The sequence below is a fragment of the Psychromonas ingrahamii 37 genome (assembly GCF_000015285.1).
Lineage (GTDB): Bacteria > Pseudomonadota > Gammaproteobacteria > Enterobacterales > Psychromonadaceae > Psychromonas > Psychromonas ingrahamii.
Genome location: NC_008709.1, coordinates 736,397 through 749,473 on the forward strand (window position 1 = coordinate 736,397; position 13,077 = coordinate 749,473).

The 13,077-nt window shown below is 44.4% G+C and carries 3 protein-coding genes, 2 tRNA genes and 3 rRNA genes; 5 read left to right on the forward strand and 3 right to left on the reverse strand.

Translation table 11 applies throughout. The features are described from left to right. Positions 1–106: 106 nt before the first annotated feature. Both PING_RS02980 and rapA read right to left on the reverse strand, forming a co-directional pair. A complete protein-coding gene (locus PING_RS02980; protein ID WP_011768980.1) occupies positions 107–775 on the reverse strand; it encodes a pseudouridine synthase in 669 nt (222 codons plus the stop codon). 152 nt (positions 776–927) lie between these two features. Then, positions 928–3,840, reverse strand: a complete 2,913-nt coding sequence (gene rapA / locus PING_RS02985) for an RNA polymerase-associated protein RapA (RefSeq protein WP_011768981.1) — start codon at positions 3,838–3,840, stop codon at positions 928–930. Between the two features lie 647 nt (positions 3,841–4,487). Between rapA and PING_RS02990 the strand changes: the two genes are divergently transcribed. From PING_RS02990 to rrf, 5 genes are all read left to right on the forward strand, one after another. Next, positions 4,488–6,034 (forward strand): 16S ribosomal RNA (locus PING_RS02990). Between the two features lie 202 nt (positions 6,035–6,236). After that, positions 6,237–6,313: transfer RNA gene (locus tag PING_RS02995), tRNA-Ile, on the forward strand. Between the two features lie 50 nt (positions 6,314–6,363). Beyond that, positions 6,364–6,439 (forward strand) — tRNA-Ala (locus PING_RS03000). A gap of 479 nt (positions 6,440–6,918) precedes the next feature. Then, positions 6,919–9,810: ribosomal RNA gene (locus tag PING_RS03005) — 23S ribosomal RNA — on the forward strand. A 306-nt stretch (positions 9,811–10,116) separates the two neighbouring features. After that, a 5S ribosomal RNA gene (gene rrf / locus PING_RS03010) occupies positions 10,117–10,232 on the forward strand. Together the 16S, 23S and 5S rRNA genes with 2 tRNA genes alongside form the textbook arrangement of a ribosomal RNA operon. A 1,050-nt stretch (positions 10,233–11,282) precedes the next feature. Here rrf and pdxR read toward each other — a convergent pair. Further along, complete coding sequence (gene pdxR, locus PING_RS03015; RefSeq protein ID WP_011768982.1) at positions 11,283–12,782, reverse strand: MocR-like pyridoxine biosynthesis transcription factor PdxR; 1,500 nt, start codon at positions 12,780–12,782, stop codon at positions 11,283–11,285. Positions 12,783–13,077: the final 295 nt, after the last annotated feature.

Below are 13,077 nucleotides of genomic sequence, written 5' to 3' on the forward strand. Positions count from 1 at the left end.
CGCTTGTAAATTCGTTTAAATTTATTAAGTTGATTGTTATTATCTATTAAAGCTCAAATCACTTGAACCTGGATCACCAAATGATCTGAGAGAGTCGATTAGCCGTTTAAATATTCATAAAGGGTGGAGGGCAATTAAAGGTAATACGTTGCTGAGTTGAAGGATGGGTAAGGGTGATGCTTGCGGCGTGTAATGCCAGGCGCTGCGGTGATAATTTCTTACCAAATTCGGTTGAGTAAAATTCATCGCCAACAATCGCGTGCCCAATCGCCTGCAGATGTACGCGTAACTGATGAGTCCGCCCCGTTAAAGGCTTTAAACAAACTAAAGTGGTTAACTTTTCTCTTTTAACCACTGACCACTCTGTTTGCGAGCTTTTACCCTCGGCAAAATCAACAATTTGACGCGGGCGGTTTTCCCAGTCACAACGAATGGGTAAATCAATGACTCCATTATCCTCTTTGATAATGCCTTCAACGCGTGCGTAATAGGTTTTATCTATTATTTTTTGTTGGAATTGTCGTCCTATATGACTTTGTGCAGATTTACGCATGGTTAAAATAAGCAGTCCAGAGGTGGCCATATCTAAACGGTGTACAACGGATGCATTTGGCCAGACACGTAAAATACGTAAGGCCAAACTGTCACGATTTTTTTTTGCTCGGCCAGGGACACTTAATAAACCATAGGGTTTATTTAAGACAACAATATCGTCATCCTGATAAAGGATATCTAAATAGGGGGTTGTGGGGGGATAGTAAACAAAATTTGGCATATGAGTATCTGCTATAGGTTTGAAAGCGATAAGAAAGCTGACAGCTGTTAGCCGTCAGCTGTCGGCCAGTATCTTAGCTACGAGCTACGAAATTCGAAGCTAGAGGCTCGAAATAAAGCTGACAGCTGTTAGCTATCAGCTGTCGGCCTTTTCTAGGATTGTGTTGAAACAATAAATCGGATGGCATCTAATTTTAATTGGGTTTGATCTAATATCTTTTCGAAGTTGCTTTGCTGATCCCGTAGGTGCTGGATCTCTTCTTCGCGGATATTTGGATTGACCGCTTTTAATGCCTGCAGACGATCTTGTTCCTGCTGTAATGTCTGCTGCATATTGTGTTTTGCCTGATCAATAATTTCAGCCATTAGTTTTTGTGCTGTTGGCCGTGAGTCTTTAATCAATTGATGAATTAAAGGCTGTGAGGTATTGGCGACTTTACGACTGATATGGCGGTTAATGGGAGTTAACTGGCGATTAAAGCTATCAAAGGTGACATTCTGTCCTAAATCTTTTGCATTTTTATCCAATAACAAACGAATAGGGGTTGTGGGTAAGAAACGTTTTAATTGTGCATTTTCTGTATTGATTGTTTCTACGACATAGATTAATTCTAAAAATGTTGTCGCAGCGGGTAATGAATTGTTTTTTAAAATGGCCACCGCGGTTGTACCGGTATCTGAGCTTAAGATCATTTCCATACCGCCGCTTATCATGGGATGCTCCCAGGTTAAATACTGCACATCATCACGACTTAATGCGGTTTTTCTGTTAAAGGTGATGGTTGTCCCTTCTTCCGGTAATCCCGGAAAATCGCTGGTCAGCATATGCTCGGTAGGGCGGAGCGCTAAACAGTGATTACCCCGGTCTTCCTGCTGTACACCCACCACATCAAAGAGCTGCAAAGCAAACTGGGTGAAATCCGGTTTCTGATCGATTTCCGTAATATCATCAAGCAGATCACTGTTATGTAGAATACCACTGGAGTTGATTTCTAATAATTTGTCACGGCCTTGTTCAAGCTGCTTTTTAAGCTTGTCGTTATGACTGCGTGTCAGCTTAATAAGTTTATCTACTTCACCATTATCGTTTTCACCCGTTGCCAGTAAATTAATTAAATCCTCTTCAACTAACTCAAAGATAGTGTGGCCCGTAGGAGTCGTCTGCGTGAAGGCTTGCAGACCTTGTTCATACCACTTTTGCAGGTTTTCCTGTGATGTACCCTTTAAATACGGGGTATAGATTTGAATGTCGCAACGTTGGCCTATCCTGTCTAAGCGGCCAATACGCTGCTCAAGCAGATCCGGGTTGATCGGCAGGTCAAATAATACCAGGTGATGGGCAAATTGGAAGTTACGCCCCTCTGAACCAATTTCAGAACAAATCATCACCTGCGCACCCTCTTCAGTTTGGGCAAAATAAGCGGCCGCTTTATCACGTTCAATTAATGATAAACCTTCATGGAAAACAGCCGATTTAATGGCTTCACGCGTGCGTAATGCCTCTTCAAGTGCTAATGCGGTTTCAGCTTGTGCTGCAATAATTAAGATCTTTTCCCCTTTTAACTGCTGAATAAGATCAATTAACCAATTTATGCGTGGATCGAATGAACACCAGGAATTGCTTTCACCCCCTTCAAAGGCTTGATAAATCTGTTCAGGATAAAGAGCCCGAAAGGCTTGTTCTTGAAGTGTGCCGGAAGGCAACATTTTAGATACTTTAATCGCGGTTTTATATTGCTCAGGCAAAGGCAGGGCAATGGTTTTTAAATGACGTTTTGGGAAGCCTTGAATAGCCGAACGGGTATTACGGAATAATAAGCGCCCGGTGCCATGTCTGTCTAACAAGTTACTTATCAATTCATGCTGTGCGGACTGACGTTCGTCATTTTCAAGAGAAATATCATCAATAATATTAAACAGGGGCTGCACATCCTGTTCGCGGAGCAGTTCTGTAATACTGTTCTTTGATTCATTGGATAATTGATTGTTGTCCAGCAGTTCATTAATTGCTGTCGCAACGGGCTTGTAACCTTCTTCTTCCTGGATAAATTTTTGGTAATCAAAGAAACGATTTGGATCTAATAAACGCAAACGTGCAAAATGGCTCTCGTGACCCAGTTGCTCAGGTGTGGCTGTCAGTAATAAAATGCCGGGAATACTTTTTGATAAGGCTTCAACAACCTGATAGTCGCGACTTGGTTTTTCTTTATCCCAGATAAGGTGATGTGCTTCATCAACGATCAGTAAATCCCAATCCGCTTCTAATGCATTTTCGAAATGGGTTCTTTTACGTAATAAATCAATACTGCACAGGACTAATTGTTCAGTTTCAAAGGGGTTAATCGAATCAAGATAAGCTTCATTACAACGTGCATCATCGAAAATACTAAAATGTAAATTAAAACGTCGCATCATTTCGACCAACCACTGATGCTGTAAATTTTCAGGTAAAACAATTAAGATACGTTTAGCGCGACCGGTCACTAATTGCTGGTGGATAATTAAACCCGCTTCAATAGTTTTACCAAGACCCACTTCATCGGCCAATAAAACACGAGGGGCATGACGCTTACCCACTTCTTCTGCTATATAAAACTGGTGGGGAATAAGATCTACCCGCGGGCCTAATAAACCACGCAGTTTAGATTTTTGTTGCTGGTGTTGATTGGTTAAGGATTTATAACGCAGCACAAAACGATCAAATTTATCAATCTGACCGGCAAACAGTTTATCCTGCGGTTTATTAAATTTGATGAAATTATTTAGGAACGTTTCTCTTAATTCGCTTGCTGAACCATTATCTACACGTGTTCCTATATAGGTTATTAAGTTATCCTTTTCGACGACTTCACTGACCAATAATTTCGAGTCGTCATGGCTAAGAATTTCATCCCCGACATTAAAACGAACACGTGTAATAGGCGCTTCTTCAATAGCATACAAACGCTGCTCACCTGAAGCTGCGAATAACACTGTCAACATACGTCCCTCTAAGGCGACAATGGTGCCTAATCCTAATTCGGATTCTGTATCACTAATCCAACGCTGACCTAAAGAAAATATCATAAAATACCACTCAAAATAAAACTAAAACAAGAAGGGGCGCTATGTTACCTAAATCACCTTGGCTGGTGCTAGTTATAAATCAATAAAAACAGGGATTGTTTGAAACTCCCATATAAATGAAGAAATATTGGGCATTGTTTAGCAGTTGTTTAACAAATAAGCAGTCAGAAGTTTGTTGTAAATAAACCCTTGCCAACGTTAACAAAATCCCTATAATGCGCCCCACGGAAACGGGAAAGACGCAAGTCAAACCGGTTACTTAGAACGAAAGAGGTTAAGTTTTTAATAACGTTAAACGTTGATTAAAAACATTAAAAATAATCATTGACATCGTTTGCAGGTAGCGTAATATATGCACCTCGCCGAAAGGCACGCTCTTTAACAATTTAATCAAACAATCTGTGTGGACACTTATTGTTGATGTGATTTCAAAAAAATCAAAGTCCTTTCTTGTAAAGGCAGTAACTTTTTACTTCGTAAATAGCTTACTCATCAATAAAAGTGACACACGAATAAATTTATTTATTCAGAATAATAAGTTATTCATTATTTTTATACTGAAGTTTTCATACTTAGGTGTTGAAATGAAGAGTAATTAGTTTTAGTCAGTTATATTGAGTCGCAGCGCAAGCTGCAAATTAAACTTTAAATTGAAGAGTTTGATCATGGCTCAGATTGAACGCTGGCGGCAGGCTTAACACATGCAAGTCGAACGGTAACAGAGAATAGCTTGCTATTTTGCTGACGAGTGGCGGACGGGTGAGTAATGCTTGGGAATTTGCCTTGTTGCGGGGGACAACAGTTGGAAACGACTGCTAATACCGCATAATGTCTCCGGACCAAAGGTGGCCTCTATTTATATGCTATCGCGACAAGATGAGCCCAAGTGGGATTAGCTAGTTGGTAAGGTAATGGCTTACCAAGGCGTCGATCCCTAGCTGGTCTTAGAGGATGACCAGCCACACTGGAACTGAGACACGGTCCAGACTCCTACGGGAGGCAGCAGTGGGGAATATTGCACAATGGAGGAAACTCTGATGCAGCCATGCCGCGTGTGTGAAGAAGGCTTTCGGGTTGTAAAGCACTTTCAGCGAGGAGGAAAGGGTATTGGTTAATATCCAATATCTGTGACGTTACTCGCAGAAGAAGCACCGGCTAACTCCGTGCCAGCAGCCGCGGTAATACGGAGGGTGCGAGCGTTAATCGGAATTACTGGGCGTAAAGCGCGCGTAGGCGGTTAATTAAGTCAGATGTGAAAGCCCAGGGCTCAACCTTGGAACTGCATTTGAAACTGGTTAACTAGAGTTTTGTAGAGGGTGGTAGAATTTCAGGTGTAGCGGTGAAATGCGTAGAGATCTGAAGGAATACCAGTGGCGAAGGCGGCCACCTGGACAAAGACTGACGCTGAGGCGCGAAGGCGTGGGGAGCAAACGGGATTAGATACCCCGGTAGTCCACGCAGTAAACGATGTCTATTAGAAGTTTGTGGCTATATGCCGTGGGTTTCAAAGCTAACGCATTAAATAGACCGCCTGGGGAGTACGGCCGCAAGGTTAAAACTCAAATGAATTGACGGGGGCCCGCACAAGCGGTGGAGCATGTGGTTTAATTCGATGCAACGCGAAGAACCTTACCATCCCTTGACATCCAGAGAATCTGTTAGAGATAGTAGAGTGCCTTCGGGAACTCTGAGACAGGTGCTGCATGGCTGTCGTCAGCTCGTGTTGTGAAATGTTGGGTTAAGTCCCGCAACGAGCGCAACCCTTATCCTTAGTTGCCAGCACGTAATGGTGGGAACTCTAGGGAGACTGCCGGTGATAAACCGGAGGAAGGTGGGGACGACGTCAAGTCATCATGGCCCTTACGGGATGGGCTACACACGTGCTACAATGGCAAATACAAAGGGTTGCTAGCCTGCGAAGGTATGCGAATCTCATAAAGTTTGTCGTAGTCCGGATCGGAGTCTGCAACTCGACTCCGTGAAGTTGGAATCGCTAGTAATCGTGGATCAGAATGCCACGGTGAATACGTTCCCGGGCCTTGTACACACCGCCCGTCACACCATGGGAGTGGGCTGCACCAGAAGTCATTAGCTTAACCCTTCGGGGATGGCGATGACCACGGTGTGGTTCATGACTGGGGTGAAGTCGTAACAAGGTAGCCCTAGGGGAACCTGGGGCTGGATCACCTCCTTACGTAAAGAGACACATCAGTTAATTCGCTTGCGGATTGACACATTAGAGACTTGCTTGCAAGTGCTCTGCAGTACAAGCCTTTCGGCGATTTTGCTTTGCAAATTCACCTTACGGCTCAAGTTTTTGCTTTGCAAATACTTGATGAGTGTTCACACAGATTGTTTGATTAGAATGTATAGAGAGTATAGATAGACCTTATGCTGGGTCTGTAGCTCAGTTGGTTAGAGCGCACCCCTGATAAGGGTGAGGTCGGTAGTTCAAATCTACTCAGACCCACCAAATCGTTGATTTGGGAACGCATGACAGAGTCTATTTATACACAACATGTCGGGGCTATAGCTCAGTTGGGAGAGCGCCTGCCTTGCACGCAGGAGGTCTGCGGTTCGATCCCGCATAGCTCCACCACTTATTGTAACGATAAGTATCCGACATGAACCTCTTTTTGAGGAGAGGCTTAAGATAAATTATAAAATTTACCTTAAGCTTTTTTTTACTAAAAAGTTTGCTCTTTAACAATTAGGAAAGCTGATAAAAGTTCTTTTTATCACACAATAACAATGGCACTCAGGTGTTGATTGGTGTGATAAATTAAACGAAATTGTTCTCGATTATTTAAATTTATTTAAATAATCGTAATCAAGCAAAAATAAATGTTGTTCAAACTGATACTTTGGATAACGTACGTATCTACGAATTAATCGTTAAACATTAATTCTAGGTGCACGAAAAACGAATGTTGTTTTTTGTATTGTAAAATATGAGAAATCGCAAGCGTCTTGGAAACTCAAATAAATACAAAATCTAGATTTTGTTGTCTTATGTGTTTTTTGAATGTTATTAACATTCATAAAAACGCTTAAAGTGACACCTTTTAGGTGTTGTATGGTTAAGTGAATAAGCGTGCACGGTGGATGCCTAGGCAATTAGAGGCGATGAAGGACGTGGTAATCTGCGATAAGTCCAGGGGAGTTGATAACAAGCGTTATATCCTGGAATTTCCGAATGGGGCAACCCGGCACTTAGTGTCATCGTTATGTGAATACATAGCATAACGAAGCGAACGAGGGGAACTGAAACATCTAAGTACCCTTAGGAAAAGAAATCAACCGAGATTCCGATAGTAGCGGCGAGCGAAATTGGAACAGCCCTTAAGCTGTTTAAAAGTTAGTGGAAGGCTCTGGAAAGTGCCGCGATACAGGGTGATAGCCCCGTACACAAAAACTTCTTTACAGTGAAAGCGAGTAGGTCGGGACACGAGAAATCCTGACTGAATATGGGGGGACCATCCTCCAAGGCTAAATACTCCTAATTGACCGATAGTGAACCAGTACCGTGAGGGAAAGGCGAAAAGAACCCCTGTGAGGGGAGTGAAATAGAACCTGAAACCGTGTACGTACAAGCAGTAGGAGCGGACATTGTGTTCCGTGACTGCGTACCTTTTGTATAATGGGTCAACGACTTAATTTCAGTAGCAAGGTTAACCAAATAGGGGAGCCGTAGGGAAACCGAGTCTTAACTGGGCGAATAGTTGCTGGGATTAGACCCGAAACTTGGTGATCTAGCCATGAGCAGGTTGAAGGTTGAGTAACATCAACTGGAGGACCGAACCCACTAATGTTGAAAAATTAGGGGATGACTTGTGGCTGGGGGTGAAAGGCCAATCAAACCAAGAGATAGCTGGTTCTCCTCGAAAGCTATTTAGGTAGCGCCTCGTGTATCACTGTTGGGGGTAGAGCACTGTTTGGGCTAGGGGGTCATCCCGACTTACCAACCCCATGCAAACTCCGAATACCAACAAGTGCAATCACGGGAGACACACGGCGGGTGCTAACGTCCGTCGTGGAAAGGGAAACAACCCAGACCGCCAGCTAAGGTCCCTAAGTATATGTTAAGTGGGAAACGATGTGGAAAGGCTCAGACAGCTAGGAAGTTGGCTTAGAAGCAGCCATCTTTTAAAGAAAGCGTAATAGCTCACTAGTCGAGTCGGTCTGCGCGGAAGATTTAACGGGGCTAAACATATCACCGAAGCTGCGGATGCTTATTTATAGGCATGGTAGAGGAGCGTTCTGTAAGCCGTCGAAGGGAAAGGTGTAAACCATCCTGGAGGTATCAGAAGTGCGAATGTTGACATGAGTAACGATAAGGGAGGTGAAAAACCTCCCCGCCGGAAGACCAAGGGTTCCTGTCCAACGTTAATCGGGGCAGGGTGAGTCGACCCCTAAGGCGAGGCCGAAAGGCGTAGTCGATGGGAAACGGGTTAATATTCCAGTACCCTTTATTATTGCGATGGGAGGACGGAGAAGGCTAGGTGAGCCTGGCGATGGTTGTCCAGGTTCAAGTGCGTAGGCGGGAGACTTAGGTAAATCCGGGTTTCTTTTAACGCTGAGACACGATGTCGAGTCACCAAGGTGATGAAGTCATTGATGCCATGCTTCCAGGAAAAGTCTCTAAGCTTCAGGTAATAGAGGATCGTACCCCAAACCGACACAGGTGGTCAGGTAGAGAATACTAAGGCGCTTGAGAGAACTCGGGTGAAGGAACTAGGCAAAATGGTACCGTAACTTCGGGAGAAGGTACGCCTCCGACGGTGACGAGACTTGCTCTCTGAGCTGTTGGAGGCCGAAGATACCAGATGGCTGCAACTGTTTATTAAAAACACAGCACTCTGCTAAATCGTAAGATGACGTATAGGGTGTGACGCCTGCCCGGTGCCGGAAGGTTAATTGATGAGGTTAGACTCAGGTCGAAGCTTTTGATCGAAGCCCCGGTAAACGGCGGCCGTAACTATAACGGTCCTAAGGTAGCGAAATTCCTTGTCGGGTAAGTTCCGACCTGCACGAATGGCGTAATGATGGCCATGCTGTCTCCACCCGAGACTCAGTGAAGTTGAAATCGCAGTGAAGATGCTGCGTCCCCGCGGCTAGACGGAAAGACCCCGTGAACCTTTACTACAGCTTAGCAGTGAACTTAGAGCCTACATGTGTAGGATAGGTGGGAGGCTTTGAAGCGTTGTCGCTAGATGACGTGGAGCCAACCTTGAAATACCACCCTTGTATGTTTTGAGTTCTAACCATGGCCCCTGAATCGGGGTTTGGAACATTGTTTGGTGGGTAGTTTGACTGGGGCGGTCTCCTCCTAAAGAGTAACGGAGGAGTACGAAGGTTGGCTAATCACGGTCGGACATCGTGAGGTTAGTACAATGGTATAAGCCAGCTTAACTGCGAGACAGACACGTCGAGCAGGTACGAAAGTAGGTCATAGTGATCCGGTGGTTCTGAATGGAAGGGCCATCGCTCAACGGATAAAAGGTACTCCGGGGATAACAGGCTGATACCGCCCAAGAGTTCATATCGACGGCGGTGTTTGGCACCTCGATGTCGGCTCATCACATCCTGGGGCTGAAGTCGGTCCCAAGGGTATGGCTGTTCGCCATTTAAAGTGGTACGCGAGCTGGGTTTAGAACGTCGTGAGACAGTTCGGTCCCTATCTGCCGTGGGCGTTTGAGAATTGAGAGGAGCTGCTCCTAGTACGAGAGGACCGGAGTGGACGAACCGCTGGTGTTCGGGTTGTATCGCCAGATGCATTGCCCGGTAGCTACGTTCGGAATCGATAACCGCTGAAAGCATCTAAGCGGGAAGCGAGCCTCGAGATGAGTTCTCACTGGAGCTTTAAGCTCCCTAAAGGGCCGTTGGAGACTACAACGTTGATAGGCAAGGTGTGTAAGTGCAGTAATGTATTGAGCTAACTTGTACTAATTACCCGTGAGGCTTAACCATACAACACCTAAGACGTGTTGAGTTGCAGTAGACGCATAGTGGGTCAGTGAATGTTATTAACATTCCCTCTGATTAAGCTAAGAGTTGAAACAACAGTATCCAAGACAAAGAAAAAATATGCTTGCGAAACATATTTTACAAAAATTAATGCTTGTATCAAAACACAGAACAATAAACAGCTTTTCTAATTAAATTTTAAAAAGACTTTAGATTGTTGCCTTACGGAAGATTAACAAAAAGACGTTAATCTCCTACCGGCCAAAACAATTTAAAGCTAAAAAAAGCCTAAGCTTTAAAAAGTTTTTGCTTGGCGACCATAGCATTGTGGTACCACCTGATCCCATTCCGAACTCAGCAGTGAAACGCAATTGCGCCGATGGTAGTGTGGGGTCTCCCCATGTGAGAGTAGGTCATCGCCAAGCGCCTAATAACGATAAATCCCAGTCCTTCGAAAGAAGGGCTGGGATTTTTTTGTTATTAGGGCTTTGACGCGATGACCAACTCGAACATGGAAAAGGTTAAGAGTATGCCGTAGGCATTAACCTATCCATGTGGAGTAGGGTGAGTTTGCTGGAAGGCAAGTGTCACGAGCGGGTGAGCTCTGCGAACCCTGTTCCATCGCCAGTATTGTGCACAAACTTAAACAATTAGGACCATCGGCAGTATCTCGCACAAGCTGAGCAATTAAATCCAGATAAATCCCTGCTGACTAACGTCAGCAGGGATTTTTTCGTTTAATCGCTTGAGACGATGACCTACTCTCGAGTAGGAAGGCGAATTTTGCATTAGCAAAGTGTCATGAGCGGGCTAAGCTCTGCGTGCCCTGGTTGTTTGCCGGCAGGAAAGGTTTACGAGCGGGTGAGCTCTGCGAATCCTGTTCCATCGCCAAGCGCCTAATAACGATAAATCCCAGTCCTTCAAAAGAAGTGCTGGGATTTTTTCGTTATTAGGGCTTTGACGCGATGACCAACTCGAACATGGGAAAGGTTAAGAGTATGCCGTAGGCATTAACCCATCCATGTGGAGTAGGGCGAATTTGCCGGCAGGCAAGTGTCACGAGCGGGTGAGCTCTGCGAACCCTGTTCCATCGCCAGTATCTCGCACAAGCTGAGCAATTAAATCTAAAACAATCCCTGTTGACTAACGTCAGCAGGGATTTTTTCGTTTAAGCGCTTGGGCGATGAGCTACTCTCACATGGGAAATCAAGAGTAGCCACGTAGTGGCATTCAATCCATGTAATAGTCGGGGTGAGTTCAGCGATAGCTGAGTGTTACGAACGGGCTAAGTTTTACGTGCCCTGGATAATTTGGCTTCAGCCAAGGTTCATGAGCGGGTGAGCTCTGCGAATCCCGTTCCATCGCGAGTATCTCGCACAAGCTGTGCAATTAAATCCAGAAAAATCCCTGTTGACTAACGTCAGCAGGAATTTTTTCGTTTAAGCGTTTAAGTTCAGTGAACTCTATCTCATCGCTTAGTGTGTTGTGTTTATCTCAAACTTGCTGCTTGCGTTGCGTATACAATCCAATAATAGGGTGAAGGCTTTAGCCATTTGCTCTTCAGGAACACAAGCAAAACCCATCAGTAAGCCTTGTCGTACATTGTCTAACATGTAATAACGGGATAACGGCCTGACCAACACTCCCTGTGCATTGGCGGCCTCACTGATAGCGACATCATTACTGTTATCCGGCAGATTTAAAATGAGATGTAAACCTGCATTGCTATTGAATTCACTTAGCGCTGTTTTGCCTAAATGAGATTCAATTAACTCAACCAAAAAGGCGCGGCGTTTTGCATAGAGTAAACGCATCCTGCGAATATGGGCAGCGTAGTGACCTTCTTGAATAAACTGTCCTAATGCTTTTTGAATCAGAAGGTGGCCACCGCGATATAATTCTGAATGGGCGGTTTTTAATGGTTTCATTAATGATTTGGGTATGACTACATAGCCAATACGTAATGCCGGGTATAAGGTTTTACTAAAAGTGCCTATGTAGATCACCGGTGCATCGGATTGCAAGCCCTGCAGGGCGGGAATAGGCTGACCGGAGAAGCGAAACTCACTATCGTAATCGTCCTCAATAATCCAACTTCCTGTTTTTGCCGCCATCAAAAGCAAACGCTGTCTGCGTCTGAGGCTCATTACCGACCCTAATGGATATTGATGGGAGGGGGTCACGAAGGTTAAACTGGGTTTTTTTTCTATTTTTTTAGGTAACACCAGACCTGATTTATCCACCGGAAGCGGGTGAATATTAACTTCATTCATGTGCAGAATATTGCGTATTCCCCAATACCCAGGCTCTTCAAGCCAGACTGTATCCCCGGGATCACATAATAGACGGGTGACCAGATCAATGGCCTGGTGAATTCCTTCGGTAATCAGAATTTGATCCGCGCTGCAACGTACTGAACGTGCTACGCGCAGATAATCAACCAATGCATGACGTAATTCGGGGTGGCCTCCCTGATTGCTGTAGCTTAGCTCCTGCGGCGGAGGACGGCGATTAATGCGTGCCTGAATTTTGCTGAATAAATGATGGGGAAAGGCCGTAACATCAGGTACCCCCGGGATAAATGCACCCCATTGTTCAGGGCTTGCGCTGGCATCTCCAAGCAGTGTGCAACCTCGTTGGGATAGCTTAATTTGTCGGCTGCTAATTGATAGTTGATCGGGCACGCTTTCGCTGGATAAGTAACTATCCGGCAGGGTTTCCGCCACAAAAGTACCACTGCCGGCGCGCGTTAATAAATAACCTTCTGCCTGTAATTGATCGTAAACCGTCAGGACGGTATTACGTGATAATTGCAGTACCTTTGCCAGATCACGCGTTGCAGGTAAGCGGCTCGACGGCAGCAAACTACCCTCTAGAATAGTGCTGCGAATCGCGTTATACAGACGTTTATAAAGTTTCTCATCGGACTGCTCTGCAAACCGTTGTAATAATAGATCGCTACTTAATGATTCCAATTGGCCCCCTTAATTAATAACAATTGGTACTAGATTATACAACCACATGCCGTATAAATACATCCCCTCGGTTGTAACACTTTATTAACATACTAGCTTGAAAGATTGAATATAAGATGACTATTAATACAAACTAAATAAACGTTGAGCTGATGCAATATTTTGTGTTGTTGACAGTACCTGTGATTTTTATGTATGGGTGAAAAATACCATCTTATCGAATGTGTAAAACAATAAAATTATTGATATTGACTTCATCTTTAGATCTTTTTTGCTGTTAAATAAGAAACGTTAA

Excerpts from the sequence above, each read along its gene's own strand:
- PING_RS02980 (WP_011768980.1), bottom strand. The coding sequence starts at position 775 with ATGCCAAATTTTGTTTACTATCCCCCCACAACCCCCTATTTAGATATC.
- rapA (WP_011768981.1), bottom strand. The coding sequence starts at position 3,840 with ATGATATTTTCTTTAGGTCAGCGTTGGATTAGTGATACAGAATCCGAA.